A 26,982-nucleotide genomic window follows, 5' to 3' on the forward strand; every position below is an offset into this window, starting at 1 on the left:
GCCGCGACTTGCAACCATTTCCAAGGTGACATCCGCCTGCGCTCCGACACCCTTCTCACTCTGCCCCAAGGCTCAGCGCCTTCTTGCGGTCGGCTTCCGCACGCTTACGGTCGCCCTTGGCTTCCCACACAGCGCTACGCGATTTGTATGCGCCAGCGAAATTTGGCCTTAACTTGATCGCTTGGTTGAGGTCGGCGATGGCGCCGTCATAGTCCGCTTTGCGGGCGCGGATCGTGCCGCGGCCGAAGTAACCGAAAACGTTATCGCGATCGAGTCTAAGAACCGTTTCGAAATCGCTGAATGCCCCTGTGTCTTCGTGGTGCTTCATGCGGAACATGCCTCGACCGGCATAGATCCTTACGTTCGTTGGATCGAGACGGACGGCGTTTTCGTAATCCGCCGATGCCCCGTCATAGTCCCCCTGGTAGCTGAGGACGCGGCCGCGATCGCTGTAAGTGTCACCGATGTCGGGGCCGATAGTGATCGCCTGGCTGAAATCGGCGATGGCACGGGCATAGTCGCCCTTCGTCTCCCAAAGGATGGCGCGCGCTACATATGCGTCTCGGAAGGTGGGGAACAGGGCAATCGCTTTGCCATACTGCGCGATAGCGCCGTCATAGTCATCCCTGCCGTCCAGCACTTGTGCCTTGTTGAAAGCCGCCCTGGCTCCAGGCGGAATGCCACCCGCCGAGGTCGCCGCTCCGCTCTCGATCTTGCCTGACGTCTTTGCCTTCGCTGCCGCCGCAAGCTTGAGGCCCTTGCGGGCGAGGCTCATCTCCGGATCGAGCTTGAGCGCCTGATTGAAATCGGCGATCGCCCGGCCATAGTCACCCTTGGCAGCGAAGGCGCCGCCGCGCCCGAAATAGGCCTGCGTGTCATTGGCGTCGAGCTCGATTGCACGGCTCAAATCGGCGATGGCGCGATCCGGTTCGTTCTTTTTGGTCCACGCGACGGAACGGCCGATGTAAGCGTCCGAGTAGTCGGGGTAGAGCCCGATGACCTTGTTGTAGTCCTCGATGGCCGCGTCGTATTTGCCTTTGTCGACAAGCGCGATGGCCCGTCCGACATAGGGCGAGGCATCTTGCGGATCGAGCGCCATCGCCTTGTTGAATTGGGTGATCGCACGATCATATTGGCCCTTGTAGTAGAAGGCGTAGCCGCGATCGACCAGAGCGTTTAGCTTCTTCGAGGATGGCGCGATCGCGTTGCCGCCGGCACCGCCTTTCTTCTGCCTGGCCATCGCTGCTTTGCGCGCGGCGGCGTAGTTTGGATTGTGCGGGTCTAGTTTGGCAGCTTGGTCGAGGTCGGCAATGGCATCGGCGTAGTTTTTGCCGTCGGCTCGCACCATGCCGCGTCCGTAGTAGCTGGCGGCGTCTTTCGGATCGATCTCGATCGCCGCTGAAAATGCCTCGATCGCTCGCTTCGGGTCTCCCGTCGCGTACCAGGCCGCTCCGGAACAGAAGAAAGCGCCGCTCGCTTTCGGGTCGAGCCTGATGGCTTTGATGCAATCGTCAAGCGCGCCGTCCGCGTCGCCCGCCGCGGCCTTGGCCAGGCCACGGCGCATGAGCGGCGCGGCCGCATCGGGAATAATGGCGATGGCCTTGTCGTAATCGGCGATCGCGCGGGTAAAATCCTTCTTGCCATCAAAGGCCCTGCCACGGCTGAAATAGGCGAGCGGGCTCTTAGGATCGATCGCGATGGCCTCTTCATAGGCCTCGATCGCTTCGTCATGCTTTTCTTCGTGCAAGAGGCTGTCGCCGTTGGCTACCGCGTCGAGGACGCGGGGATCACTGGTGTCGATAAGCTTCGCCAACTTCGGATCGGCAAGCGAAAGATCGTCACTCGCACCAGGCTTGACCGCAGACGGGGTTTCTGCTGGCGCAACTGCGGTGGCGCTCTGTTCGTTCGCCGTTATGTCGGAGCCGTCCGCTTTGGTCATGCCATCGGCAGGCTCCCCGCTGACGTCCGCCGCTGCCTTGCGGGCTACGGCATAATCACCATTGCCGGGATCGAGCTTGAGCGCCTGATCGAAATCGGCGATGGCGCCGGCATAGTCTTTCCGGTCTGCCCGCACCATGCCGCGCGCGTAGTAGCTGGCGTCATGCCCGGGATCGATCCCGATCGCCACCGAATAGGCGGCGATGGCGCGCCCGGTGTCGCCCTTGGCGTGCCAGGCCATGCCTTTGCAATAGTGGGCGTCGCGCGCCTTCGGGTCGAGCGTCGCTGCCTGATCGCAATCGGCAAGCGCGCCATCGACGTCGCCAGACGCCACCTTGGCGAGCCCCCGGTGAAAATACGCGGCGGCAAAATTGGGGGCGAGTTGGATGACCCTGTCGAAGTCGGCGATCGCCTGGCTGTAATCGCGTGTGGCTGCCCTGGCCCTGCCGCGGCCGAAATAGCCGAAGCGGTTGTCGGGTTCGAGCGCGATCACCACGTCATAGGAGCCGATCGCCTTGTCGTATTTGCCCATGTCCAGCCAGGCATCGCCTTCCAGGATCGCTTGCAGGGCGCGCTGGTCTTTTGTCTCCAAGGTCTTTGCGGCCAGAGTGTCGTCCGTAGCCGCCAAATTCGGACGGACGATTTGTGGCTTTGGAGCAGCGGCCGCCGCCTTCGGCTGCTCAGGGTCCTGCGGCGGTTCAGTTTTGCCCTCATCGCCGGCAGCCTGCTCGTCGCAGCTTGCCGACCGTGCGGAATCCAACTCCACGGCGCGCCGGCAATCCGCCGCCGCGCCGGCGTGGTCGCCCTTGAGCGTCCTGGCGCGGCTACGGCCCAGATAGGCGTCGGCATTGTCGGGGTCGAGGCTGATCGCCTTGTCGAAATCGAGCAGCGCGCCGTCGACGCCGTATTTCGACAACCGCATCTGGGCGCGCTCGAGCAGTGTCTTGGCGGTCGCCGGATCCCCGCTTGGCTGCGTAGCGGTCGGTTGTTGGCCAGGCAGATTTTCCCAACACGTGCCTGCGCGTTTCCGATCGAGTTCGACCGCTCGCCGGCAATCGCCGATGGCGAGGTCGAAATTGCCGACGAGTGCCTCGGCGATCGAGCGGTTGTAATAGGCGTCTGCATTGTAGGGATCGAGGCCGATGACAAAGCTGAATGTATCTATCGCGCCCTTGGGGTCGACCTGCATCGCCTGCAACCCCGATTTGAGGTTCCAAGCAATGGCGGCGGAGTTATCCTGCTTGGCATATGGTTGCGGCGGCGCATATGTGGGGGGCGGGGTAGGCTTGGCCGGCCGCGGCTCAGCGGGGACTGGGACATCAGCCTGATTGGTCGCAGCGCTCGGCGACTGCAGCACGGGTTGCCCGTTCGCCCTGCTCTTGCTGATTTGGACGCTGAGCCTTTCTTTCCGGTAGTCGGCGTTGGCCGGATCGAGCGCGATCGCTTTGTCGAGGTCCGCAATTGCCTTGTCGGGATCCTTCACCTCCCAGACGACTGCCCGCTCGAAATACGATTTTGGATCGTCGGAGCTGATGGCAATCGCTTTGTCGAGGTCGGCAAACGCCTCTCGTGAATTGCCGATCTGGGCCATGGTCATGCCGCGCACGCGGTAAGCTTGGGCGTTGGCCGGGTCGCGGCGAACGGCTTCATCCAGATCGGCGATAGCGCGGGCATAATTCTTCTTTGAAGCCCAGCTCTTGGCGCGGTTGAAGTGGAAAGCGGAACTTGCTGGATTGAGCCGGATCGCCTCGTCGAATGCGGCGATGGCGCGGGTATGGTCGCCCTTTTCCTGCCACTCTACTCCAATCGCATTTTGAGCAGAAGCTGGGTTTGGGTCGGTCGCGCCGTCGCCCAACTCACCGAAAGCCTCGACAATCAGTCGCGTGCAATCGCGCCCCTTGTCCGCATCGATATTGGCGATGCGCTTGCAATCGGCCTTGGCTCGCTTGCGATCACGCTCGGCGATCGATGAGCGGGCGCGGTCTAGGTAAGGAGCGATAGGGTCAATACGGACGCTCTCCGCTTTGTCGTAGTCGGCCTGGGCTCGCGCTGCGTCGCCCTTGTCTTCCCACACAACGCCGCGCACGCCATAGGCCATTTCATTGGCGGGATCGATGTCGATCGCCTTGTCGCAATCGGCGATAGCCCGATCATGCTCGCCTTTCTTATTGAGCGCCCGCGCGCGATCGGCATATCGGCTTGCGTCATCCGGCGTAAGCGCGATCGCTTTTGTGTAGTCCGCGACGGCCCGGTCGAAATACCCTTTGCTCTCCCAGGCGATGGCGCGATTGGTAAATGCGCGGACGTAAGTCGGATCGAGCGCGATCACCTCGTTCATATCCGCGATGAGGTGGGCAATATCGTTCCTCTGTGCATAGGCCAGGCCGCGCACAAAATAGGCGCTTACGCGAAGATCAGGCACCTCGCCTCTGTCCTCGGCGATTGCGGAGCAGGCGGCAACCTGCCGGTCGGCGGAGACTTTGCTCTCGCTGAAGCAAGTGTTGTAGTCTTTGCCAGCCGCGAATGTTTTGCTGCCGAAAGCACCAAGCACGACCACCCCTGCCAGCGCCAGGAGCGGCCCGCGCGGAACCCGGGCAACAAACGCGCGCATCAGCGCGCCAGTGCGGCGTGACATGATTGATCCTCCCCCCGGAGTGACCGCGACTGTCTCGCGGATACCTATATAGTTCTGTTTTTGTTCCCTAATGCAAGCAGAAATTGCGGTGGCTGCATTTATGCCCTTGGGGTGAGCCAAGTGGAGTTTGGCGAGGACCTTGCAGGGGGAGGCAAAGCGGCGCCTCAGCTTGGCGACATCGCTCCCAACGGCTCACATATCGATCATCGACCTTTTTACCCGCCCGATGATGGTGATCGCGCCCTCCAGCTCCGGCGGCGGGATATCCATATAGGACGCCGGCTGGAACGGCGGGTTGTCGTTCGGGCGGTAGCGCTTGTAGGTGGCGCGTCCCGTCTCGTCCGAGATCACGTAGCAGCCATTGGTCACCAGCCGCTTGTCGCGCAAATTGACGAAGATGATCGAATCCGGCGGCGAGATCTTGTTCATCGACGGACCGTCGACGCGCAGCGCGATCCACTCGCCTTCCTCGAGGTCGGCGGTGGGGATGGTCGGATAGTCGGAGAGGTTGACCACGCTGTCCTGGCTGCCGAGTTCGCCGGCGCTGATCCACGACACGATCGGCACGTCGACGGTGACGGGCGAGGGCATGAGACTGACGGGCGCCGCTTCCGCGCCATCGGCGTTGAACAGGAGCCAGCCGGGGTCGACGCCGAACAGCCGGCCGTATTTCTCGGCCGCCTTCCGGGACAAAGGCCGGTTGCCGTTCTCATGGCTGATCAGCGTGTTCTTGTTGATGTCGCGCAGGGCCCGCGCCGCATCGCTGGGCGAAGCATAGCCGGCCTGGGCGCGCGCCTGCTGCAATCTGTGCCGGGAATCCATCATCGTACAAAATGCCTGAAAATAATCGTCCAAAGTGTACGATTATGCTTGCGCCTCATTCGTACATAACGTACGCTTAGCGCATGATCGTACATTCCGCAAGCTCTTCCGCATCGCCCGCCGGCGGATCCGCCCAGCCCGCCGACATTCCGGAGCTTATTGATTCCTGGCAGAGCATCGGCGCCTTCGCCGCCGACGTCGGCTGCGGCTACGAGGCGGCGCGGCAGATGCGCCGGCGCGGCCGCATCGCGCCGCAGCACTGGCCGCATGTGGTGGCGGCAAGCCGCAGGCACGGCATCGCCGGCGTCAGCTACGAATCGCTGGCCGGCCGCGCCGCAGCCGCCATGCAAGGGGAGGCGGCATGAACGCGCCTCCCTCGATCCATGAATTCCAATCGCCCGGACCGTCCTCCTCCCCGGTCCGGGCGCTTTCCGGGGCGCGTGCCCCGGATCCGGTCGAACCGCCCGCACCCCGGTTCACCGGAGCGGCCGGAGCCGTTCCTCCCCCGGCTCCGGCCGCCACTTATGGCGGCGCATCCTGCATCCGCACCGAGGACGGAACCGTCATCCTGTTCGACCGGGCGACGGGCCTTGCGGTGTCGGGCCTGACCCGCGCTGCGGCCGAGGCAGCGCTGCTTCGGCTGACCGGCGCCGCCTGACTTCAACCGATCGCTGACCTGACCGCGGCCTCGCGGCCGAACCCTGGCGCTCGTCCGCGCCTTCGACAAGCAAATGGAATGAGAAGAATGGCAGCCGCCTATACGCAAAAGGAAATCGACGAGATCGCCACCTGGCTGAAGGAGGGGCTTTCGGCCTCGCGCATCGCCGGCCGCTTCAGCGCCCTGCGCGGCGCCCCGGTCTCGCGCAACGCCATCATCGGCATCGTCCACCGCAACGCGGGCCTGAGCGCCATCGGCTTCGCCAACCCCAAGGGCGGCCGCGCCGGCGGCCGGCCGAGGAAGCATGCCGAACGGCCGGAACGCCCCGGCCGGCGCGCCAGAGTGGCCGCTGGAGGCGTGACGCTCTCCGAGCCGGCCGCGCTTGCCAGATACGCCGAGCTTGTAGAAGGCGCCGGCGCCGAAGTGCTTGATCTCCCCCCAACTGGGGGCGATGCCCGGTCCACCCTCCGCAGCCGCAGCGCAGCTTCTGCGGAGGACGGGCAGGACAGAGGGGAGCGCTGTCCGGCCGACCTCACCACACAAACGGACGCCGTCACCGCCCGCGCCCTCAAGCCAAAGAAACCCAAACCCCGCAAACCCGCGCGCACCTTGCCGCCGGCCTGGCTCGCACCCGGCGGGCGCGAGAAATCCGAAGCGCAGTGTTACAAGCTGCCCGCGCCGCCGCCCCCGGTAAACCCTGGACGCCAGCCGCATGTCGCGGCGATGCGTTTCCTCGACTGCCTGTTCGGCCGCTGCCGCGCGCCGCTCGATCTGGCGCTGCGCGAAACGCCGGAACACGATCCCGCCGGCGCGCGCCCCGGCATAGACATGCTGTGCTGCGGTTTGCGCACCGCGGGCACGCGAAGCTACTGCGCGCACCACCATGCCAGGTTCCACGGCCATCGCGGGAGGGGGATGTGAGAGGCGAGGCGTATCCGCGCTTGTGTTTTTCGCCCCCGCCGATAGCGGGGGAGAGGTGTCCGCGAAGCGGATGGAGAGGCGGCGACGACGGCAGGACAAAACGCCGCGCGGCGAGAATCCGCTGTCGAGCTTGGCGCTCCACGAAAAGACCCCTCTCCATCGCGGCTTCGCCGCGCCACCTCTCCCCACTTCGTGGGGCGAGGAATCTTGATCCATGCGCGAAGGAACTCAGCCTCTCCCGTTGGCCATCCACCCCACAACCCAAGGACCGCATGCATGCCCCGCAAATCCTCGAAAAAACCGCAACCGCCAAAACTCCCCAAGGGCGAGGCCGAGCAGGTGCGCATACGCCGCGAGGTCGGCCACGACTTCGCGCTGAAGACGGACGCCTTCAGCCGCCAGCGCCTCACCCCCGGCACGGCCGAGGCGCGCCGCGTCTACGAGGTGTCGAATGGCGGCTACAGCTCCACCGGCGGCATCGTGCGCCTGCGCAATGTCGATCCGCTGGTGGGCATCACCTCGCTGACGCGCCAGCAGCGTGAGGCCGGCCAGCGCTTCCGCGACGATTTCGAGCGCAGCCTGCGCGAGGGCCTGCAGCCGCAATCCTGGAGCGAACGCATCGACGGCGGCCGCGTGGGCGGCGGCGTCCCCGACCGCGTGCTCTCAGCCGGCCGGGCGTATGCTCACGCTGCCGCTGCGCTCGCCCATTGGGAGGTGGCGGACGTGGTGCGCAAGATCTGCCTCGAGGGCCAGTCGGTGAAGGCCATCGCCGAACGCACCGGCGAAGGGCGCGACGTGGTGGTGAAGCTGCTGAAGGTCGGGTTGGACCTGCTGGCGGTGCATTATGGGATCGTGGGGCGGAAGGCGGGGCAAGGGCTGCGTTGAACAAATCGGCAGCCTAGCCTAGAATTGGCCAGCAGTTGCTCAAACAATACAGCATGATGCCGCAGTTCTGGTGGGTCAATCACAGTCAGACGGCCCGGCAGGAGATCGACGGGCAATATCTTTGGTCGCCCAAGACCGAGAGAAATGGCGCGCTTAGCGAATTCTACAAGAATATGCGCCGGGCAACGCCCGGGGATTTGGTGCTGTCTTATTTCGACCAGGCGGTGCGCTATGTCGGGCGGGTAACGGAGTTTGCCTTCACGGCGCCCAAGCCAGAGGAATTCAAAAACACCGGAGCCTATTGGAACCAGGAAGGTTGGCTGCTGCCCGTCTATTGGACGCCGCTTGAGCCGACGGTTAGTCCAAAGACCATGATCGGCGAATTGGGGCCACTTTTACCGGCCCGCTACTCACCCATTCATCCAGTCTCCGGATCGGGCAATCAGAAGGCCTATCTCGCTGGCATCTCATCGGAAGTATTTCACGCCATTGTCGCCAGTGCCGCTTTCAACCGAGAAGGGTTGACGCGTGGCGGCGCCAACAGCCTGACCTTTGAGGTGGTCAACGAAATTCTAGAAGACACGGTCGGACGTCGCATCCTCGAAGACCTTCAACTCGAAGACACAGTGAAGAACAGCGTCATTCAAGCTCGTCGCGGGCAAGGGAAGTTTCGTGCCAATGTCGAGGCTGTGGAGGAGGCTTGCCGCCTTACCGGCATAACCAACCCTTCGCTGTTGATCGCAAGCCATATCAAACCTTGGCGACTCTGCACTTCTGCGCAGGAGCGCCTCGACGGCATGAACGGCCTGCTGCTGACGCCTGACGCCGACCATCTGTTCGACCGCGGGTTCATCAGCTTCGAAGACAGCGGCGAGGTACGCGTGTCCTCCCGCGTCGACAGAGCGGATTTGCAGCGCCTCGGATTCGATCAACTGGTAATGCAGAGCTTCGGCTTCTCAGAAGCACCCGCCGTCTGGCGCACCGGCGCCTTCAATGCGATGCAGCAAGGGTACCTGGCACACCATCGAGCGGATGTGTTCGTTGCATAGCATAGCTCAATCGGTCAGAAATCCCGCCAGATGAGCCCGCAGGGCGGTTTCGTTTGACGTCTCGCACTCCCAAATGACAAGGGCTTCCCATCCTTGTTCACGAAGCTCCGCTAGATTTCGGGCGTCCCGCTTGATGTTCGCATCAAACTTGCTCTTCCAGTAGTCCGCGCGAGCTTTCGGTACGGTGGTTTGTCGACATCCAATATGTCGGTGCCAGAAGCACCCGTGAACGAAGATCACCTTCTTCAATTTCGGAAATACGAGATCGGGGGTGCCCGGCATGTCACGCCGATGAAGCCTGAACCGGAAGCCCATACGATGAGCTGCGCCCCGAACTGCCAATTCCGGCTTTGTGTCTTTGCCGTGCACGCGGCCCATTAACGCACGACGACTTGATGGAACATCATCAAACGGACGGCGCATCAATCACTCGCAATGTCGAGGCTTCCGGGCACGAAACCGAACAACGCACTGAACGTCCTTGAGAATTGCGCCGCATTCTCTTGTTCCAACGCCTTGCGTTCGGGGCTCGAGAGTGAAGACCATTTGGGCAAAGGGGTGCGTACGATGAACCGCTTGTAGAAGCGATACCAGTTTTGCTTAAGCATCGGTGCTTCGGCAGTGGCTGTTAGTCGCAACAGGCCTGCGTTAAGAACCCGCTGCAGCGTCTGTGCTGGCCAGGCGCCTGGCCAAATTGCATAAAGCGAGTGCGCGGGTATCGAGTCGGTCATATCAAGACTAGCAAACGGATTGCGGCATAGTTCGGGCACTAGTAACTTCGGCGTTTGTTGCCATTGCGTGCCGATGGCGTCGATTGTCTGCCACCAATGGGATCCGTTCCTCGTGTGGCTGCGGGTCTTTAGCCTCGCTTCATGTTGCCGCGCCCAGGCGGCAAAGCCTGGCCAATCATCGAGTAATATCGCGGATCCACTTCGGTCGTACGGAATGACCACTCGCTTTTCGGACGCGATCGCGATCTCTCCTCTGGCGCCCTGTCTGACGATGAACGATCGGACCAACTCGCTCTCGATCCGACCCGCTTCGCTTGGTGAAACGAGGAAAGTTTCGCCAGAGCCCAGTGCCGGCCCGACCCGAACGACGCACCCCGCCTCGGCGAGGGTACCGTGTCGCGCGACGAGTGCGGCGTGCAATTTCTTTGCTCGTTCTCTCGGACCAGTATTGGCTACCGCCGAAATCGAGCCCCCTTGGGCTAGACTTACGATTGCGGAATAGGCGCCCACGGACCGTACGAATGCAGATTCCGGGCGCGGGTCAACGACCCTAAGGGCCCAACCTTGCTCTTGGAACTGCTTGCGAAACTCAGCGCCGTACTGAGCAAACATCCAGCGATCGCTGATCAGCGCGACGACCTTCGCATGCGGTCTTGCCCAAGCTAGCATCCGGTCCAGAAATGCTACGGCGAGATCGCCGTTCGTCGCGGCAGCCGGCAGCTTGCTACGATATTTCTTGGCAAGGTCGCTAGGCAGCTTAGTCCAGCGTACATACGGCGGATTGGCAGCCACGTGGGTGACCTGGCCGGGAACTTGTAGGAGGAAATCGCGCTTGCGTACCCATACGTGCGACAGTGCCCGAGCGGAAGGCCAAGACAAGTCGGCGTCCAACAACACTCGTTCGACCGCCCGGCGGGCCTCGTCGGCTGTCCTGCTGTGAAATTCGAACCCCTGTATTCGTGGCGCCAGCTGTTTTCGGGTCAACGGTCTTCCGGCCTTCCGAAAGCTCCCAAGCAAGCGTGAGACTGCTTCTACCAAAATTGCCCCTTCGCCAACGCAGGGCTCGAGCAGAATGCTGGACAACAAGTCTGCATCTGATGACCAGCCGATCGTGTCCAACAGACGCGCGGCTGTGCTATGAGACGTGTAGACCGCGCAACGGTCGTGAAGTTCTTGGATCGCTCCCACAACGTTCATGTCAAAACCATTGTGACTTCCTTTATCGGTTCCGCTATAGAACCCGAGGGGTTTTCAAGGCGCCAGCGAACGCGCAGGGGAGCAATGCCAATATTCGCACCGAACAACAAGTTTCTTCGTAACCCGCTCGCCGAAAACTCTACCGTGGTCGAGCGAAGCGCGCGCCCGTGACCGGTTTCAGAGTCGACACGAAGCTTTTTCAAGAGCTAGGCGAACTGCTGGTCGCCAAGGAAAGCACGGCGCTCGTCGAGCTGATCAAGAACGCTTACGATGCCGACGCAACATTTGTAACGGTCCAGGGAATCGATCTGGCGAGTGCAGACAGGGGCCGTATCGTTGTGTCCGATGACGGTGTCGGCATGACTGAGGAGGAATTCACAAGCGGCTTTCTAACCATTGCCGGCAGAACAAAAAACACCGGTGATCGACGTTCACCGATTTTTGGTCGGAGGTATACAGGCGAGAAGGGCGTCGGCCGCCTGGCTTCGCATAAACTTGGCACAAGACTCGTCGTTGTTTCGCGCAAAGCAGGGGCGGCTGCGCGAGGCGCGAAGGAACTGCCGCCATCGATTTCGTCAATCAGAGCGTCGATCGACTGGCTGAAGATCGAAGAGCTCGAAACGCTGGATGAAATCGCCGATTCTGGTGCTGTGATCGTCCGCGCCGCCAAATCGACCGGCGAACCCAGCGGGACGACTCTGAAAATCGCACCGCTGCGGACAGCTTGGAGCGATCGAATTAAGCGCGCGTTCCTAAACGAGGCGGCCACACTTGCTCCTGCGATCGTTTTGAGCGACCCGCTGTCCCACAACGTCGCCGCCGAGCCATTGCTGTTCGAGGAACGCATCCCCGTACAGGATCAACACGCCAGCGACCCGGGATTCAGTATTGCTTTCACCGGGGATCTGTCGATCGGCGACCAATTGATTCCTGATGTTGCGCAAGCCGCCGGGTGGATAGCCGAACTTGAGTTTGACAGTGTGACCGGGCTTCTAAGAGTGGCGATAGCGCCAACTTGGACCACGAAGAAAAGGTTTCCGGGCTCGGAAGGTTTCAGGTTCGAACGACAGATTGGTGTGGGCGTCGGTCCGACATTCCGCGCACGCATCTTTCAGCAGTCGAACAATACTTGGGATCGGGCTGTCCAAGGGGTCAGAGTCTTCATGGAAGGTTTTAGGGTTCCACCGTACGGCGATCCCCATGACGACTGGCTAGATCTCGAAAGAGACTACAAATCCCGCGCACACCGCCAATTGACCCGGCTATCGAGTCTGGACGTCGAAAATCTACCCGCGGGATTGTCGAACGAGGAAATAGTTGTGCAGGGTAACGCTGCATATATGGGCGCAGTCTTTCTTCATCGCTCGTCAAGCCAAGGACTTCAAATGCTTGTCAACCGGGAGGGTTTTCTCCCAAGTCCGGAGTTGGATTTCGTTAGTCGTTGGGTACGGGTGGCAATCGACCTGATCGTTAGACTTGGTTACGCCAGTCGCAAGGAGGTGAAAGAGGTTCAAAAGGCCGAGCGCATTCGCCAACGGGGAGCCGTAGAAAGATCAAGTACACAGGAAGCCCCTACGGCACTGCTTGTTCGCGAGAGCGCTATAGCCGCCGAAAAAAGCTTTGCAGGTATCGAGGAAGCAATCAAAAGGAACGACTACGCGGCCGCTGCCGAGCAAGCACGCGCAGCGCAGCCCCACATCGCCGAAATCCGCTCTATGGCGGACGAATTCGGGAGCGAAGCGGTAATGTGGCGCGTCTTGGCCTCTTTGGGCGCCGAACTTGCAGCATTCGTGCATGAAATCAATGTGCTCGGCCTTCAGATTGCCGGGCTCGTCGCGGATCTCGAAGCAGCATTAGGCAACGACACGCTCCCGGGTACGCGATCTGCCATTCGCCACGCCAAGCGGCGCGCTTTGGAATTGGCAGATAGAATTCGACGCAACGCAACTTATCTCGTCGACGCTACCAGCTTTGAGGGCCGCCGGCGTCGTTCGCGGCAACCGCTTGCGGATCGCTTCGACGCGGTTGTGCCATTCTTCCTCGCCAGGATCGAGCAGCGTGGTCTAAAGGTGGAGAACGCAATCCCGGCAGATTTGCGCACCCCTCCAATGTTCCCTTCCGAGTTGTCGGGGATATTCACGAATTTGCTTTCTAACGCTGTGAAGTTCACCGACAAAAATGGGCGCATTCGCGTCGAAGCGCGCGAAGAACGAGGTGCCATGGTGGTGGCAATGTACAATACCGGCCAAGCTGTTGACCTGGGTCGCGGACATCGCCTATTCGAAGCTTTTCAGTCGACCACAGAACGACCTGACGCTATACTTGGGCAGGGGATGGGAATGGGCCTCACAATTACACGCGCATTTGTTCAAGAATATGGCGGAGAGATCGCATTTATCCCGCCGCCGAAAGGTTTTGCCACGTCGATCGAATTTACGATTCCGCTGAGGTAGGCATGACTTCAATCGTTTATGTAGATGACGATGCTGATGGCTTGCTCGGTAGCTTATCAGAAGAGTACCAGCGCTTGTTTCGCACTTTCAATCCGAATAATAAGGAAGAAGCAAACGCAGCTTTTGAAGCTGCTGCAGAGAGCGATTTGTGGGTTTTCGATTTCTTCTATAGTAATGATCGAACACAACAGAGCGCTCTAGAAGAGGACAACGGTTTAAGTCTTTTTCAAAAATGGAGACGGCTCAAGCTGGAAGAGAGGCCGCCGACCGCGCTGGTCAGTAGTGATTTGGAACGCGCAATTGGGCCGGGAATTCCGCGAGCTCGGGCTCATGTCCTTGCGCAAAGGGCAGGTGTGGAGTGGGTGGGCGACAAAACTCAAGCCAGTGCGGCTGTTCTCGTAGAGCTGGCCGATGCCTCAAGTGCAATACAGAAGGCTGTTGGGGCGCTGGTCTCTGACGACAAGGCAACCAACGCAGATCGTATTACAAACGAAGAAACTTGCTTACGTTTGCTAAACCTACCGAAGGACTCATCATGGCGCAGCAGTGCCGAGCGCCACCTTGATCGTGCGAGGCCGCCGCAACTGTCCTCGGTAAGTCACCCACAGGCCAAAGCGCGGCTCCTTCTTGCATGGCTGCTTCATAACGTCTTTCCATATCCGTCTTTTCTAATAACTTCGTACCAATCAGCCATACGGCTTGGCATCACGACGGCATCTTTCGACTCATTGTCGAGGGATGAGACAAGCGACTTGGGACATCAGTTGCGAGCGGTACGTTACCAAGGTCCGTTCGGAACTGTTGGCGCCGACAGATGGTGGCGAGCCGGGATCGACGACATCGTTTGGAATTTCTCGCAGAGTAAGATCGGCTACGCAGAGGCTTTGCGTGTTGCCGCAGGGGGGGTGCCAATCCGGCTGCTAGAGATCGACGATCCAGTCATTGTGTCCGATGTCGACTTGGTCGAGACTACCGAAATCGCATCCGCAAGGGACTGTGTCAGAGCACAGGACGAACACTTTCCATCAGATGTGCCACCAGCGTGGGTCAAGTTGGTAGATGCTCGCGAACACGCCGAACTCGGGGAAAAAGTCATTTTCGAGGATCGTGAACTTCTGGCGGTTACCGCACAATGATCATTGATCTTTACAAATACGGGGCCGAAGTAGCGGCCTATGTCCGGGCAGCAGAAGAGTTGGTTGCGCGAGCATCTCGCTATCGGCTGGAAGCGATCCTCAACGAATTTGAGACAGGCCGAGAGACAAGGCGGAATTTTAGGTGGGGCACTGATTCAATCAGAACGATTGACGCGACGCAATATGATCGTCGCACAGGCGCGAACGAACCTATCGTTGCAACAATAGGGTTTCACGCCTCTTTCATTGCCCCGGCCAACCGTAAGAGCTCAGATTGGATGGTAGAGGAGATGGTTACCCATTTGAAAATTTTCCGGGTCGGTGCCGATGAACATCCCGTTATGCATCTCCATGTGGATAAGAAGAACGCTGGCCAGCTTGGCCCAGAGTTGCATGTGCAGGTGTCTGAACATTGTACCGAGCGGCTTGGTATGAAGCTTGCTGTGCCGAGAATTCCAGCCGGATTTCTGCTTCCAACGGATTGCTTAGATTTCATCCTTTCCGAGCTTTTCTGGTCGGATTGGTCCAAGGCCCAAACGAGCGCGCACAATTTTAGCGCTGTGCGAAACGCGCAACTCGGCCGTGCAAGTGGTTTTGCTGCAGCCATCCATTCAGCATGGACAAAATCCCCACGCCGAACCCCTATCAGCGTCCTGCAGGATTGTAATTTTGAACCAGCCCTTCGGCTCGCGTGACTCGCACGTAGCAGCGTCGTCTCCGATCGCAAATCAAATCAAAGGTCAATGAGACTTGTCGGTAGTCGGACTCTATGCGGGTGTCGCCGGACTCGAACTGGGTTTCAAGGAGGCCGGGCTCCAGTCGTTGCTGCTAGCGGACAAGGACAAGCATTGCCAGCAACTTCTTAAGGCGCACTTTCCGCAGACGACCATTGCCGGTGATGTCGCGAATCTTTCACGATTCCCTGAAGGGACGTCGATCGTCACCGCCGGATTCCCTTGCCAGAACCTAAGCATGGCTGGCAACAAGGAAGGCATCAATGGGCAAAAGTCGGGTGACATACGGCATCTGTTTGAGTTGCTCGGAAGAGGCGTTCTTCCGACGCTGGTCATCGAAAACGTCTACTTCATGCTTCACCTGAAGAAGGGTGCGGCGATGAATTCCTTGATCGGTGACCTTGAGGCGTTGGGGTATCGATGGGGCTATCGCATCGTCAACACGATGGCTTTCGGTCTTCCTCAGCGTCGCCGCCGCGTTCTTCTCGTTGCAAGCACCAGCCTTGATCCGCGCGAGGTTCTTTTCGCGGACGAAGCCGGCTCGCCCACTTCAGGTCCGGTCACTCTTGATCGTTCTGTAGGCTTTTATTGGACCGAAGGGCGAAGTGGCGTCGGAACGACGTCTGATGGCATCCCACCGCTCAAGATTGCCTCGACGTTGGGCATACCTTCGGCTCCCGCGGTGCTCTTCCCCGACGGCGAAGTGCTGAAACCGGGTATTGAGGCCTGCGAACGGCTTCAGGGTTTTCCGGCCGGGTGGACTGACCTCGATTACGGCGTAAAGCGGTCGCCGCGATGGAGCATGGTCGGGAACGCCGTGTCCGTTCCGACGGCATCGTGGCTCGCGCATTCATTGAAAACCCCACGCCCCATGCTCGACCTTGTAACACGGCCACTTGTGGAGGGTGCGCCATGGCCAACTGCGGCCTATGGCGATGATCGCGGACGCTTCGCAGTTGAAGCAAGCGAATTTCCGGTTCGCCGCCCGATCACCTCTATCGAGAAATTCAGAGATCCGAGTTGGATTCCGCTGTCTGCTCGAGCTCTTCGAGGCTTCATTTTGCGCGCGAAAGAGGGAGGGCTACGCTTTCCGGATGGATTTCTACCGGCGCTCGAAAGCGCTCTTGCCAAAGCCGAGCAACGCGAAGGCCGCAGTTTCTGACACTCAACACTAGCCGATGATCGTCGCCTTGGTGACGTGGGCCGATCTCGCACAGCCACGACTGTCGGTGCTCATGTAACCCTCTCACTTTACCATTGCTCCATCTCGCAGTGCGCTTTCACTCCCAAGTTCGCTTCGATCGGCACCATTGCGCTGCCTCCGTCGAGATAATGAAGGTACCTTTCGCCGCGCACAAGGAAGGCAGTTCCCATAAGTTCAGCCCTGTCTGTTCCTCATTTCGGCTGGCCGCTCGATTAGTATTTTGACCGCTGTACTCTACCCGTTGCAATCGAGTGTGAATTACTTAAGGGCAAACTGGTCGAAACTGAAGGCGATCCAGTCACTGGGGAAGCCCTCTACCTCTGAGCAGCCACCCTATCGCCACCTTGGAATCCCCTAGTCACCCTCCGGCTTCCCCTCCCATCCAAACACGCTCCGTCCTCCCAACAAATGCGACTGGTCCATCTCGCCGGCGACGATCTCCTTCAAGCTCGGCCCCGTCACGTACCTCTCCATCCGGCGTGACTCGCCGTCCAGCCGCCTGAGCGCCTCCAGTTCCTCGGTTCGTCCGAGCTTTGCCTTGCTCACCGCCGATTTCAGCACGCCGATCGTCTCGTCATAGACTTTCAGCGGCACGGGGAAGGGGTGGCGGTCCTTGCCGCCATGGGCGAGGGAGAAGCGGGCCGGGTCGGAGAAGCGAAAGGGCGCGCCATGCACCACTTCCGAGACCATGGCCAGCGCCCGCACCGTGCGCGGGCCGACGCCGGGAACCAGCAGCAAATCAGGAAAATCCTTCGGGCCGCTTTCGATGGCCGCGGCGATGTTGCCGTGCAGGCGGCGCATGACGATGTCGCTCTCGCGCACGTCGTGATGCGCGGGCATGACGAGGTTGGGCAGCAGCGGCTGCGCGGCGGGCTCGGGTTCGGGCCGCGGTTCCAGCACGGCAAGCTCGATGAGGATCTTTTCCGGGCTCATGGTCTTGAGCAGCTCGATCTGGCCGCCGCGGGCTTTCTCTGCGCGACGGTCGGTGAGGTTGACGATCTCGCCCTGGCGCTCGCCCTCGATCGCCGCATGCGGCTGGTCGACGAAGCTGGCCAGCCCTTCCGACAGCCAGTGGTAGCGGCGCGCCTGGCGGGCGTCGCCGTTCATGCCTTGCTGCACCACTACCCAGCGCCCGTCATCGGTGACGATGAAGCCGTGCAAATAGAGGTCGTAGCCGTCCTGAACGGCGGCGCTGTCCACCTTGGCGACGAGCCGGCTGGCGGTGGCCAAAGCCTCACCGTTCAGCCCGACACGGTCGCCGATGGCCAGCAGCTCGCCGGGCGTCTTGCGCGAATGCGTGCCGCGCCCGCCGCAGACATGGATGCCGAGCTCGTTGCTGAGCGGGTTCAAACCGCGCTTCAGCGCGCCGATGACCGATGTGGTGATACCGGAAGAATGCCAGTCCATGCCCATCACGGCGCCAAAAGACTGGAACCAGAAGGGATGCGCCAGGCGCCGCAAAAGCTCGTCGCGGCCGTAATGGTGGATGATCGCTTCGCACAGCACCGCGCCGAGCTTCGTCATCCGATCGCCCAGCCATTTCGGTACCCGCCCGCCATGCAGCGGCAGGTCGGCGCTGCCGCTTCGCTGCGTCACTTTCGTCTCCCTGGAACCGGCGACTTAAATGGCATTTCGGCGGAGATTTGCAAGCGGCTGATCTCCCCACAAGGGAAGGTCAGCTCGTCGGTGTGCAGCCGCTGCTACCTGCGCCCGTAGAGCCTGTGATGGTGCCGGTAATGGTGCCTGTGGTGGTACCGGTGGGAATAGACGTAGTAGTGTCTATGATATCGATGGTACCGATAGTGCGGATAGCGGACCACATAGGCGGGATAATCGTCGTAGTAGCGCGGGCCGTAATAGCGGCCGCCGTAATCGTAGAACGGACCGCCATAGAACGGGCCGCCGTAGAACGGATAGCCGCCAAACGGTCCGATACCGAGGCCGAAGAATCCCTGGGCGTTTGCCGGCGCGACCGTGGCCACCGCCGACGCGACGGCGATTGCTGAGGCAAGTAGAAGCTTTTTTCATGGCAACCTCCTCCTGAAGGTTCGCCTTGACAACGCTTTACAAGCCGAAAAGCTGCCAAGAGGCTGTGGCGTCACGCGAAAATCACTGTGATTTGAAGCCGGGCGGCTTCCCGGCGGCGGATTGGCTAATCGCAGACGCGCACCTGCCGCATGAACCTGTGGTCATGGCGGCGGGTCCTCACCATTTCAATCCGGCAATGGCGGCCGCGGTTTATGCGGGTCGGCGGAGCGACGTAAGCGCCTTCATAGTCGTGGCCGTAGGCTGGGCCGTAACCAGGCCCGTCGTCCAGATAGGAGCCACCCCAATAAGAACCGTAGACCGGAGCGGAGCCGTAGCTGTCGTAAAAATCGCCGAAGGGGCCGTAGTCGAAATAACTGCCGCCGAGGAATACGTTGGCCGCATTCGCCGGCGCGGCGATGGCAACTGCCGAGGCGAGGGCAATTACCGAGGCAAACAGGAACTTTTTCATGGCAACCTCCTCCTGAAGGTTCACCCATGATAACGTCCGGCACGCCGAAAAATTGCGCCGCCGTGCACAATCAGCAACATTTGAAGTCTTCGCGAGCGCTCGCGGCCCAGGCACGCCGAATGATAGCGCGGAGCGGGCGAAAGCCGATCCGCGCTATCCAACCAGGGTGGTTTAGTAGCGGTTGTAGCCGCTGCCGCACACCCGCACTTCCTCCACCACGCGGTGGTGGTGGCGCCAGCGGGTCACCAGTTCGGTGCGGCAATGATGGCGGTGATAGCGGTGATGGTAGCGCACCACATAGCCGCCATTGTCGTAGTCGTCACTGTAAACGTGACGGTAGTAGCGGTGCGGATAATAGCCGCCATAATCATCGTCGTAATAGCCGTCGTCATAGCCCGGCCCGATGCCGATACCAAGCTGAACGCCGCCGGCGCTGGCCGGCGCGATCGCGAACGCCGAGGCGATGGCGATCATCGAAGCAAGCAGAAGCTTTTTCATCGCTGCCTCCTTGAGTTTGCAGGACGCCCCTTCGCCAACACAACGGTTTCGAGCGGTGCATGTTCCCGAAAACCGTCTGGTTGCCGCCCTTGGACAAGGCACTGGCCGCGGCGCCAGCCGCCTGGTCCGGCGCATTGCTGCCTCTCCGTAAAGGCAATGAGCTCAGATATTTATTAGCGTGTACTGCAACCGACCGGGCGGCGGCGCGTTGCACGCCGGCGAAATATCTCTGATCATTGCCAGGCAGCAGGGAGGCTCGATGGTGGCGGCCAATCGTCGGAATGGGGTGTCGGAGCCGGGGCTGGCGAGCCTGCTCGCCGTTTCCAGGGGGCATCCGCGCACCGTGCTGCCAACAGTGGCAAGCGTGGTCACCACGGTCGCCGCGCTCTATTTCGGGCGCGAGGTGTTCCTGCCGATCGCCGTTGCGCTGCTCCTGACCTTCGCCATCGCCCCCGTCGTGTCCTGGCTGAAGCGCCTCGGCATTCCGCGCATCGCGGCGGTCATCGCCAGCGTCGCCGGCGCCTTCGCCGCGCTGTCGCTGTTCTCCTTCGTCGTCGCCACCCAGGTCAGCGATCTCGCGCAGAACATCCCCGTCTACCAGATCAACATCCTGACCAAGGTCCGCGCGCTCAAGGAAAACGGCCTGGGCGGCGGCATCATCTCGCGCCTCAGCGGCGTCATCGAGCGTGTCGGTCAGGAGATCGACCGCCAGGAACCACAGCTGCCTTCAGCCGCCGAGGCGCCGAAGCGCGATCCGATCCCGGTCGAGGTCGTCTCGCATGAAAGGCCGCTCGAGGTGCTGCAGAACCTGGTCGGCCCGCTGATCAGCCCGCTCAGTTCCGCCGGCCTCGTCATCATCGTTGTCATCTTCATGCTGATGGAGCGCGAGGATCTGCGCGACCGTTTCATTCGGCTGGTCGGCTATGGCGACCTTCACCGCACCACGCAGGCGCTGCAGGATGCCGGCAAGCGCGTCGGCCAGTATCTGCTGATGCAGTTGGTGGTCAACGCCATCTATGCCGTGCCCATCACCATAGGGCTCTGGGTGCTCGGCATCCCCAACGCGCTGCTCTGGGGCCTGCTGGCGCTGGCGCTGCGCTTCGTTCCCTATATCGGGCCGATCGTCGGCGCGCTGCTGCCGCTGTTCCTGGCCCTGGCGGTGGCGCCGGGCTGGTCGCTGCTGTTGTGGACCGCCGCGCTTTTCATCGTCGTGGAGCTCGTCACCGGCAATGTCATCGAGCCGTGGCTCTATGGCTCGCACACCGGGCTCTCGCCCTTGGCCATCATCGTGGCGGCGATCTTCTGGACCTGGCTGTGGGGGCCGATTGGCCTGGTGCTGTCGACGCCGCTCACCGTCTGCCTGGTGGTGCTCGGCCGGCACGTGCCGCAGTTCGAGTTCCTTGATGTCCTGTTCGGGAACGAACCGGTGCTGGAGACGCATGCAAGGCTCTACCAGCGGCTCTTGGCCGGCGATCCGGAAGAGGCGACCGACCACGCCGAGGAGATGCTGGAAGACAAGTATCTGTTCGAATTCTACGGCAAGGTGGCGATCCCGGCTCTGCTGCTTGGCGAGCAGGACCGCGAGCGCGGCGTCATGGATGAGGAGCAGCGCAGGCATGTCGCCAACAGCGCCATGACGCTCGTCGCCAATCTCGACGACAGCGCCCAGCAGGAAGCCGAGGATGAAGAGGATCAGGAGGCCGCCAAGGCGCAGGAGGGCAAATCCCCCGAAAAGATCGCCGCCGAAAAGAAACCGGAAGACAAGTCCGGCGAAGCCGATGAGGAGGAGGTCGACCTGCCGGACGGTTCAGGCATTGCCGTGCTTTGCGCCGGCGGGCGGGGCGAGCTCGACGATGCCGCCGCAGCCATGCTGGCGCAGGTGCTGGAAGTGCAGGGCGCCGAAGTGACGCGCGCAAGCTTCGCCGACCTCGAGCCCTCGGCGATCCGCCGCCTCGATCTCGCGGACGTCGACAGCGTCGTCATCGGCTTCCTCAACCGCCAGTCCAACCAGCACGCGCGCTTCATGGTGCGCAGGTTGAAGCGCATCAAGCCAAAGCTGCGCGTCGGCATCGTGCTGTGGTCGGAAGTCGGCAATGGCGACGCCGAGGCGGCGGCCGAACTGGCCGGAACCCTCAACGCCGACTTCGTCGCCTTCGGCATGGTCGACGCGGTGACCGGAGCGCTTTCGAAAAAGGTGGCGGTCACGTTGAAACCTGCCCGCCGCCGCCGGCCGGCGCGCCGGAAGCAATTGCAGGCCGCGGAGTGAGGGCGTGGCGCCGCCACTATGAAAAAAGAAAACTCGCCGGGCTTGCCCCTGGTGCCCAAAGCCCACAGGCCCGGCGAGATTTAAGACCTGATCCCCCGATCAGGACCGGCGGGAGGACACCGGCAATCTCTTTATAGCAAGGCGGATGCCAGTCCCGAAACGGGACAGCGATGCTCAATGCCGCAAACTCTGTGCGACGTCTGTTAAGTGTTGCTAATATGCTACGGCCTATCGCCTCGGCCAGCTATCGGTTCCGTAGCCATCCGTCGCCACTTCGCCTCGCTTTGTCGCATCGCCGCGTGCACCGCATGCCGCCATCGGCTATCTCATCCCCAGCCAATTCCGGCGAACCCAGGAGCATCCGATGTCCAGACCCACCATTCTCAAATTCGGCGCCGTCGAGCATGCCGATGGCGGCGATCTGCCGGGCTGGGTCGCGGTCGAAGGCTCGCCGACCATGCAGACGGCCGTGCAGCACACCACCGAGGACGGCAAGGTGATGTCCGGCACCTGGCGCGCCTCGCCCGGCACCTATCACGCCACCTACACCGACTATGAATTCGTCCACATGATCGCGGGCCGCATCATCATCACCCCCGATGGCGGCGAGCCTGTCGAGGTCGGCCCAGGCGATGCCTTCGTCGTCGAGGCGGATTTCAAGGGCACCTGGAAGATCCTCGAGCCGGTGACCAAGCATTTTGTGGTCGTGGTGGGGTGACGGGGAATTTGCGTCATTCTAGGATCTGCGCGCGTCGCTTCGCTCCTTGCTCCGCCCTAGAAGGACGAAGCGTAGGTCGGCATCCCTTCACCCCTCTGGCCTGCCGGCCATCTCCCCCGCAAGGGAGATTACGCGCTCCGCCGTCCCGCCTACCGCCCCACCTTCGAGATCACCCTTTTCTCCACCTCCGGCTCCAGCGATTCCGCGAAGGGAGTCGCCATATGGTGCTGGTCGCGGAAGGCGAGCTTGCCGTCGATGAAGACGTGGCAAATGGTGGCGCTGCAGAAGCGGTCGGTAAGGTCGACGTAAGCGGCGTTGGGAATGCTGTCGACGATGTCGCGTTCCACCGCCGCCATGGCGTCGTTGGCGGCGTAGGCGCGCTTCTGGTCGCAGCGCGAGGGCGTCTCGTCTCGCCACAGCGCCCGCGCCACACAGGTGTCGACATTCGCGTTGTTGAACGGCACGTCGCGGATGAAGGCGACCTTGAGCCCCGCCTTGCTCAGGCTGGTGAGGGTGGAGCGCAGGCCGGCCCGCCAGTCGGCATCCTGTCTCCGCATGTCGCCGCCGCGGCCGGCCATTTTGCGGCCGCTGGTCAGCGCCAGCTCCGAGATGACCACCAGCGCCGGTCTCGCCTCGATGATCTCGGCGATCGCCTGCTCGCGCCAGCGGTCGCACTCGCTATAGGGACGCTTGAGCTCGGACGACCAGACGCTGATGCGCGAGGCGCGGCAGGAATTCTTCAGCCAGGTCACCACCCGGTAGCCGTTCTTCCGGCCCGCCTCGATCAGCGGCGTCGACCAATGGTCGGCATGGGAGTCGCCGAAGAGGGCGATGAGGCGCTGGCCATCGCCGAACACGCAAGGCTTCGGCGTCACGCTCTGGTAATCCTGCACGCAGCCGGCTTTGGCCCGGGCCGTCGACGGTTCGGCGGCGCTGGCGGCGATGATGCGCTGTTCCGGATCGAGGTCGTGCACGGCAAGCCTGGCGTTGCCATAGGCGGCTGCGACGCCGGTGCCGGTCAGGAGGAGGGCCGGCACCAGCGCCCGCGCCGCACTGGCCATCAACCAGCCATTGCGACGGATCGGGTTCTCGATGAGATGGTAGCTGAGGGTGGAGAGCGCCAGCGTCGCCGCGAGGCACAACAGCCGCTCGGCCGGCGTCAGGTCCGGCGCCAGCATGCCGGCATAGACGATGACCGGCCAATGCCACAGATAGAGCGAATAGGAGAGCTTGCCGATCCATTGTAAGGGCGGCAGCGCCAGGGTGGCATTCACGCCGTCCCTGGCGCCGGCCGCTCCCGCCTTGAGCAGAAGGACCGTGCCGGCTACCGGCAGAAGCGCCAGAAAGCCGGGGAAGGGAGCGTCCTCGCTGAAGGTGAGATATGCGGCCCCGATCATCGTCAGGCCGGTCAGGCTCAACGCCCGCCCCAGCAGCGGGCGCTCCTGCAACAGCCGTGCCGGCGCCATCGATACGAGGCCGCCGGCGGCAAATTCCCATGCGCGCAGCGGCGAAAAATAGAAGGCCCAGGGCTGCGACACGCTCGTCAGCCAGGCACAGGCGATGAAGGAGACGAGGCCGACGGCACCGATCGCAATCATGATGGCGCGCTTGCCGGGCTTCAACCACGCCGCCAGCATCAGCAGCGCCGGCCAGGCGAGATAGAACTGCTCCTCGACCGACAGCGACCAGTAATGGATGAACGGGTTGCTCGTGGCGTCATTGGCGAAATAGTCGAACGACCAGCGGATCAGCCACAGATTGATCATATAGGCCGAGGCGAACATCGCGCCCTTGGAATAAAGCGCCTGCTCCTCTGGCGACAGGATGAGCGCGCCGGCGCAGAGCGTCGCGGCGATGACGAAAAGCGCCACCGGCAGCAGGCGCCGCGCGCGCCGGGCGTAGAAGCGCAAAAGGTCGAGCCGGCCGGTCTCGGAAATCTCGGCGGCGAGATGGCGGGTGATCAGATAGCCCGAGATGACGAAAAAGATGTCAACCCCGACAAAGCCGCCGGGCAGCGCGGTGAGGCCGAAATGGAAGGCGACGACGCCCGCCACGGCCACCGCCCGCAAGCCTTCGATGTCGGGCCGGAAATCCTGCGCAGGTGTTGACACGAATACGAACCTCACGATGCTCGTTCGTATCCCGCCTGCCCTAAAGCCTCGGCCCTATACGCCGATATCGCAATGCAACAAATCTAACGCGGTGCAACATAAGGGGAGGGCGAGGGCGGCCCTCCCGATCTTCCCCGCCATCACGCCTTCTTCAGGAACTCTGTCTTCAGCACCAGGCCCTTGACCTGCTTGGTGTTGCATTCGATCTCGCCGGGATTGCCGTTGAGCCGGATGTTCTTCACCAGCGTGCCGCGCTTGATCGTTTCAGACGTGCCCTTGACCTTGAGGTCCTTGATGAGGGTCACGGAGTCGCCGTCTTTCAGCGGCGTGCCGTTGCTGTCTTTCACGATGGGGTCCGTCATGGCGGTCTTTCATCGGTTGGGTGGCCTCGGCCCGCCTATCGTGCCGACCACGGCCTGGTCAAGCTGCGCTGGAACCAAGGGAGGCTCACCCCTCAATCATCACTTCAGCCTCGATCTCGACCGGGAAATTCAGGGGCAGGGCGGCAACGCCGATGGCGGTGCGGGCGTGACGGCCGATCTCAGGGCCGAAGACCTCAAGGATGAGCTCCGAAAAGCCGTTCATCACCGCCGGCGTCTCGGTGAAGCGCAATGCCGAATTGATCATGCCGTGCACGCGGCACCAGCCGATGATCCGGTCGAGGCTGCCGAGCTCGCGTTTCAGGCTGCCGAGCATCGACAGCCCGACCTTGCGGGCCGAAGCCCGTGCCTCGTCCAACGACACGCTCTCGCCGACCGCGCCGAACGGGCCGGCAAGCGAGCCGTCCAGCCCCTGCGGCCCGTGGCCCGAGATAAAGGCGCGGTCGCCGCGCACATTCACCCAGGGAAAGGGCAGCACCATGCCCGGCGGCAGTTTCAGCGGCGGTGGCAGTACGATGCCGAGCGCGGCAAGCTTTTCGTCGGCACCCGGCATGGCACGGTCTTCCTTCTCGCACAGCGCCATCACGGCGCCGTGGCCGAGCTTTCCGGTTCGCCGGCCATTCGTCAAGAACGGCTTGGATCCGAAGAAGAATGATCTGGGGCGACTGGCCGGAAGCCTGACCCGCGCGGATCGCGGCCTTGCATCCGCGCGGGCAGGCGCCGCCCCCGCCGGCGGCGCCAAGGCCCCACAGGCGCACAGATCACATTGGCTGGCGAAGCCTATAGGCTTGTCAGCCAAATTTACGCGCTCGCCAAATTTATCCCTCCGCCAAATTTATCCCTCCGCTTGACGCGGCGGTCGCCGGGCATATCTTGCTGTCCTGATTTCATCGTCGACCGGACCGAGACAGCCGATGAAGAAGCCATATCGCAAACCGACGCTTGCCAGACGTGACAGGCTTTCGGCGGTGACTGCCGCCGTACCATCCTCCGGCTTCACGTTCTGAGTTTCTGAGGAACGCGCCGCCAGCTTGATCGGTTCTGAAGCAGGCACTTTTAAAGCTGAAAGCTGGACCGGCCAGGAGCGGGCGGCGCACTTCGAAGGTGCCCGCCCGTCCGGCGCCGCCGCCAAGCTGCTGAAACCCCGTCCGTCCCCAACAGCAACGGTCATGGCGTGACCAGTGGTTGCGGAGTGCCATTGGCGCGGTGCCCTGTCAACGCCGTCGGCGAAGGCCCGCAAGCGCCTTTTAGCCGCTTTTTTCGCGCCCGAAGCACGCTTTGCAGCCATGCCGGGGTCGCGGCGAAAGCCACGAAATGGCGGAATTCCGGGCTTTTCCGATGTCCGCAGGCCGCGCCGCACATATATGCCTATCCGCTTGAATAGGCTGATTTTTCGCTGGCCGGCATGTCACTTCGACCCCGACTTTTTTTGGGTGCAATTCGGCAGTGCAGCATTGGCGCCCGGCGAAGGCGGGTTACGCCTTGAAAACGGCATCGGATCCATTTGTGTGCCGTTTCATGATCCGCTCACGAAAGACGTGATACAATGCCAATGAATGGGGGAAGTTGCGATGGCCAATCGGTTGTTCGAGGTTCTTGCCAGACGGCGGTCATGGCTGGATCGGGTCGCATTGGGGCTGCTTGTCTTCTTGGCAACCCTGGTCGCCGCGCTGATGGGCGGCGCCAGCACCTAGAGCATGCCAGGAAAGTGTGAGCGGTTGGGCTCGGCGACTTCGCCGCAGGCTCCGTCCGGAAGTGCGTAAAAACAAGGAGATGGGTCATCTTGCCGTTTCCGTAAAACGGTGAAACGCATTAAAAGCAATTCCGGGAAACGTGAAGCGTTCAAAGCCCCGGTTCGCTATTTCCTCTGTCCAATTGCTTTGAATTCGAAGATCATCGGCCTGAGCCTGACCGGCCTCGGCCGCTCGGTGAGGTCGACGACGCGGACCCACCTGTCGGCGCCGGCACGCAACGTGACTTTCCGGCCAAGGGCCTTCTCGGCCGCCTCGAAAGGCGTTTTGGCTTCCGCCGAATGCACCGCGACGACGGCCTCGCCGTCTATTTCCTCGACGCGATAGGTTTTCATGCGCGTCTCCAGGGCGCTCGCTTGGCGTTTCTCGCGTGGGCATCTTTATATTAGGAATTCCAA

General features: G+C 61.8%; 25 protein-coding genes. 12 read left to right on the forward strand and 13 right to left on the reverse strand.

Annotation, left to right across the window (positions count from 1 at the left end; translation table 11 throughout):
* Positions 1–55: 55 nt before the first annotated feature.
* Both FJ957_RS12585 and FJ957_RS12590 read right to left on the reverse strand, forming a co-directional pair.
* Positions 56–4,693 (reverse strand): tetratricopeptide repeat protein, encoded by a 4,638-nt coding sequence (locus FJ957_RS12585; RefSeq protein ID WP_140831730.1) that lies wholly within the window; start codon positions 4,691–4,693, stop codon positions 56–58.
* A 72-nt stretch (positions 4,694–4,765) separates the two neighbouring features.
* Positions 4,766–5,398, reverse strand: a complete 633-nt coding sequence (locus FJ957_RS12590; protein WP_140645412.1) for a S24 family peptidase — start codon at positions 5,396–5,398, stop codon at positions 4,766–4,768.
* A gap of 80 nt (positions 5,399–5,478) precedes the next feature.
* Here FJ957_RS12590 and FJ957_RS12595 point away from each other — a divergent pair, with 80 nt between their 5' ends.
* The 5 genes from FJ957_RS12595 (at position 5,479) to FJ957_RS12615 (ending at position 8,908) form a co-directional block, all read left to right on the forward strand.
* Positions 5,479–5,760, forward strand: coding sequence for a hypothetical protein (locus FJ957_RS12595; RefSeq protein ID WP_140831732.1), 282 nt, complete (start codon positions 5,479–5,481; stop codon positions 5,758–5,760).
* Positions 5,757–6,053 carry a hypothetical protein gene (locus FJ957_RS12600; protein ID WP_140831735.1) on the forward strand — a complete coding sequence of 99 codons (297 nt, stop codon included), beginning with the start codon at positions 5,757–5,759 and terminating at the stop codon, positions 6,051–6,053. Before FJ957_RS12595 ends, FJ957_RS12600 begins: the two co-directional genes overlap by 4 nt.
* Positions 6,054–6,140: 87 nt before the next feature.
* Positions 6,141–6,974 carry a GcrA cell cycle regulator gene (locus FJ957_RS12605; RefSeq protein ID WP_140831737.1) on the forward strand — a complete coding sequence of 278 codons (834 nt, stop codon included), beginning with the start codon at positions 6,141–6,143 and terminating at the stop codon, positions 6,972–6,974.
* Between the two features lie 276 nt (positions 6,975–7,250).
* Entirely contained in the window at positions 7,251–7,859 is a 609-nt protein-coding gene (locus FJ957_RS12610) for a DUF6456 domain-containing protein (RefSeq protein ID WP_140831739.1), read from the forward strand.
* 53 nt (positions 7,860–7,912) lie between these two features.
* Entirely contained in the window at positions 7,913–8,908 is a 996-nt protein-coding gene (locus tag FJ957_RS12615; RefSeq protein ID WP_140831741.1) for an HNH endonuclease signature motif containing protein, read from the forward strand.
* A gap of 6 nt (positions 8,909–8,914) precedes the next feature.
* On the opposite strand, the gene vsr is transcribed toward FJ957_RS12615, so the two are convergent.
* Positions 8,915–9,331 (reverse strand): DNA mismatch endonuclease Vsr, encoded by a 417-nt coding sequence (vsr, locus tag FJ957_RS12620; protein WP_140831742.1) that lies wholly within the window; start codon positions 9,329–9,331, stop codon positions 8,915–8,917.
* Complete coding sequence (locus FJ957_RS12625; protein WP_140831744.1) at positions 9,331–10,623, reverse strand: hypothetical protein; 1,293 nt, start codon at positions 10,621–10,623, stop codon at positions 9,331–9,333. The genes vsr and FJ957_RS12625 overlap by 1 nt, the downstream gene beginning before the upstream one ends.
* Positions 10,624–11,003: 380 nt before the next feature.
* Here FJ957_RS12625 and FJ957_RS12630 point away from each other — a divergent pair, with 380 nt between their 5' ends.
* Genes FJ957_RS12630 through dcm form a run of 4 tightly spaced genes read left to right on the forward strand, consistent with a single transcriptional unit; the run spans position 11,004 to position 16,321 of the window.
* Positions 11,004–13,289, forward strand: a complete 2,286-nt coding sequence (locus FJ957_RS12630; RefSeq protein ID WP_140831746.1) for an ATP-binding protein — start codon at positions 11,004–11,006, stop codon at positions 13,287–13,289.
* Positions 13,290–13,291: 2 nt separating this feature from the next.
* Positions 13,292–14,425: a hypothetical protein gene (locus FJ957_RS12635; RefSeq protein ID WP_140831747.1), complete on the forward strand. Its 1,134-nt coding sequence runs from the start codon at positions 13,292–13,294 to the stop codon at positions 14,423–14,425.
* A complete protein-coding gene (locus FJ957_RS12640) occupies positions 14,422–15,120 on the forward strand; it encodes a hypothetical protein (protein WP_140831749.1) in 699 nt (232 codons plus the stop codon). The genes FJ957_RS12635 and FJ957_RS12640 overlap by 4 nt, the downstream gene beginning before the upstream one ends.
* Positions 15,121–15,175: 55 nt before the next feature.
* The gene (dcm, locus tag FJ957_RS12645) at positions 15,176–16,321 is read left to right on the forward strand and encodes a DNA (cytosine-5-)-methyltransferase (protein ID WP_140831751.1); all 1,146 of its coding nucleotides are present in this window, start codon (positions 15,176–15,178) and stop codon (positions 16,319–16,321) included.
* A gap of 396 nt (positions 16,322–16,717) precedes the next feature.
* Here the strand turns inward: dcm and FJ957_RS12650 are convergent, their stop codons facing one another.
* The 4 genes from FJ957_RS12650 to FJ957_RS12665 all read right to left on the reverse strand — a co-directional run bounded on the left by FJ957_RS12650 (position 16,718) and on the right by FJ957_RS12665 (position 19,358).
* The gene (locus FJ957_RS12650; protein WP_140831753.1) at positions 16,718–17,959 is read right to left on the reverse strand and encodes a DUF763 domain-containing protein; all 1,242 of its coding nucleotides are present in this window, start codon (positions 17,957–17,959) and stop codon (positions 16,718–16,720) included.
* 104 nt (positions 17,960–18,063) lie between these two features.
* Positions 18,064–18,345: a hypothetical protein gene (locus tag FJ957_RS12655; protein WP_246685825.1), complete on the reverse strand. Its 282-nt coding sequence runs from the start codon at positions 18,343–18,345 to the stop codon at positions 18,064–18,066.
* A 170-nt stretch (positions 18,346–18,515) separates the two neighbouring features.
* Entirely contained in the window at positions 18,516–18,860 is a 345-nt protein-coding gene (locus FJ957_RS12660; protein ID WP_140831756.1) for a hypothetical protein, read from the reverse strand.
* Between the two features lie 171 nt (positions 18,861–19,031).
* Positions 19,032–19,358 carry a hypothetical protein gene (locus tag FJ957_RS12665; protein ID WP_140831758.1) on the reverse strand — a complete coding sequence of 109 codons (327 nt, stop codon included), beginning with the start codon at positions 19,356–19,358 and terminating at the stop codon, positions 19,032–19,034.
* 262 nt (positions 19,359–19,620) lie between these two features.
* On the opposite strand from FJ957_RS12665, the gene FJ957_RS12670 reads away from it, so the two are divergent.
* Positions 19,621–21,624 carry an AI-2E family transporter gene (locus tag FJ957_RS12670; RefSeq protein WP_246685826.1) on the forward strand — a complete coding sequence of 668 codons (2,004 nt, stop codon included), beginning with the start codon at positions 19,621–19,623 and terminating at the stop codon, positions 21,622–21,624.
* Between the two features lie 364 nt (positions 21,625–21,988).
* The gene (locus tag FJ957_RS12675) at positions 21,989–22,342 is read left to right on the forward strand and encodes a cupin domain-containing protein (protein ID WP_140831761.1); all 354 of its coding nucleotides are present in this window, start codon (positions 21,989–21,991) and stop codon (positions 22,340–22,342) included.
* A 149-nt stretch (positions 22,343–22,491) separates the two neighbouring features.
* Here FJ957_RS12675 and FJ957_RS12680 read toward each other — a convergent pair whose 3' ends face one another.
* The 4 genes from FJ957_RS12680 to FJ957_RS31815 form a co-directional block, all read right to left on the reverse strand.
* Positions 22,492–24,453 carry an acyltransferase family protein gene (locus FJ957_RS12680; protein WP_140831763.1) on the reverse strand — a complete coding sequence of 654 codons (1,962 nt, stop codon included), beginning with the start codon at positions 24,451–24,453 and terminating at the stop codon, positions 22,492–22,494.
* Positions 24,454–24,593: 140 nt separating this feature from the next.
* Positions 24,594–24,815: an alkylphosphonate utilization protein gene (locus tag FJ957_RS12685; RefSeq protein WP_040980560.1), complete on the reverse strand. Its 222-nt coding sequence runs from the start codon at positions 24,813–24,815 to the stop codon at positions 24,594–24,596.
* 85 nt (positions 24,816–24,900) lie between these two features.
* Positions 24,901–25,386: a RidA family protein gene (locus FJ957_RS12690; RefSeq protein ID WP_140831911.1), complete on the reverse strand. Its 486-nt coding sequence runs from the start codon at positions 25,384–25,386 to the stop codon at positions 24,901–24,903.
* Between the two features lie 282 nt (positions 25,387–25,668).
* A complete protein-coding gene (locus FJ957_RS31815; RefSeq protein ID WP_181180553.1) occupies positions 25,669–26,121 on the reverse strand; it encodes a hypothetical protein in 453 nt (150 codons plus the stop codon).
* Between the two features lie 283 nt (positions 26,122–26,404).
* On the opposite strand from FJ957_RS31815, the gene FJ957_RS32435 reads away from it, so the two are divergent.
* Positions 26,405–26,527, forward strand: coding sequence for a hypothetical protein (locus FJ957_RS32435; RefSeq protein ID WP_263497842.1), 123 nt, complete (start codon positions 26,405–26,407; stop codon positions 26,525–26,527).
* Positions 26,528–26,691: 164 nt separating this feature from the next.
* On the opposite strand, the gene FJ957_RS12700 is transcribed toward FJ957_RS32435, so the two are convergent.
* The gene (locus tag FJ957_RS12700) at positions 26,692–26,919 is read right to left on the reverse strand and encodes a hypothetical protein (RefSeq protein ID WP_140831764.1); all 228 of its coding nucleotides are present in this window, start codon (positions 26,917–26,919) and stop codon (positions 26,692–26,694) included.
* Positions 26,920–26,982 lie beyond the last annotated feature (63 nt).

This window comes from Mesorhizobium sp. B2-4-6, assembly GCF_006442775.1.
GTDB lineage: Bacteria > Pseudomonadota > Alphaproteobacteria > Rhizobiales > Rhizobiaceae > Mesorhizobium.

Excerpts from the sequence above, each read along its gene's own strand:
- FJ957_RS31815 (WP_181180553.1), bottom strand. The coding sequence starts at position 26,121 with ATGGCTGCAAAGCGTGCTTCGGGCGCGAAAAAAGCGGCTAAAAGGCGC.
- FJ957_RS12600 (WP_140831735.1), top strand. The coding sequence starts at position 5,757 with ATGAACGCGCCTCCCTCGATCCATGAATTCCAATCGCCCGGACCGTCC.
- FJ957_RS12595 (WP_140831732.1), top strand. The coding sequence starts at position 5,479 with ATGATCGTACATTCCGCAAGCTCTTCCGCATCGCCCGCCGGCGGATCC.
- FJ957_RS12665 (WP_140831758.1), bottom strand. The coding sequence starts at position 19,358 with ATGAAAAAGCTTCTGCTTGCTTCGATGATCGCCATCGCCTCGGCGTTC.
- FJ957_RS12685 (WP_040980560.1), bottom strand. The coding sequence starts at position 24,815 with ATGACGGACCCCATCGTGAAAGACAGCAACGGCACGCCGCTGAAAGAC.
- vsr (WP_140831742.1), bottom strand. The coding sequence starts at position 9,331 with ATGCGCCGTCCGTTTGATGATGTTCCATCAAGTCGTCGTGCGTTAATG.
- FJ957_RS12700 (WP_140831764.1), bottom strand. The coding sequence starts at position 26,919 with ATGAAAACCTATCGCGTCGAGGAAATAGACGGCGAGGCCGTCGTCGCG.
- FJ957_RS12640 (WP_140831749.1), top strand. The coding sequence starts at position 14,422 with ATGATCATTGATCTTTACAAATACGGGGCCGAAGTAGCGGCCTATGTC.
- FJ957_RS12675 (WP_140831761.1), top strand. The coding sequence starts at position 21,989 with ATGTCCAGACCCACCATTCTCAAATTCGGCGCCGTCGAGCATGCCGAT.
- FJ957_RS12660 (WP_140831756.1), bottom strand. The coding sequence starts at position 18,860 with ATGAAAAAGTTCCTGTTTGCCTCGGTAATTGCCCTCGCCTCGGCAGTT.
- FJ957_RS12590 (WP_140645412.1), bottom strand. The coding sequence starts at position 5,398 with ATGATGGATTCCCGGCACAGATTGCAGCAGGCGCGCGCCCAGGCCGGC.
- FJ957_RS12605 (WP_140831737.1), top strand. The coding sequence starts at position 6,141 with ATGGCAGCCGCCTATACGCAAAAGGAAATCGACGAGATCGCCACCTGG.
- FJ957_RS12610 (WP_140831739.1), top strand. The coding sequence starts at position 7,251 with ATGCCCCGCAAATCCTCGAAAAAACCGCAACCGCCAAAACTCCCCAAG.
- FJ957_RS12635 (WP_140831747.1), top strand. The coding sequence starts at position 13,292 with ATGACTTCAATCGTTTATGTAGATGACGATGCTGATGGCTTGCTCGGT.
- FJ957_RS32435 (WP_263497842.1), top strand. The coding sequence starts at position 26,405 with ATGGCCAATCGGTTGTTCGAGGTTCTTGCCAGACGGCGGTCATGGCTG.
- FJ957_RS12615 (WP_140831741.1), top strand. The coding sequence starts at position 7,913 with ATGATGCCGCAGTTCTGGTGGGTCAATCACAGTCAGACGGCCCGGCAG.
- FJ957_RS12690 (WP_140831911.1), bottom strand. The coding sequence starts at position 25,386 with ATGCCGGGTGCCGACGAAAAGCTTGCCGCGCTCGGCATCGTACTGCCA.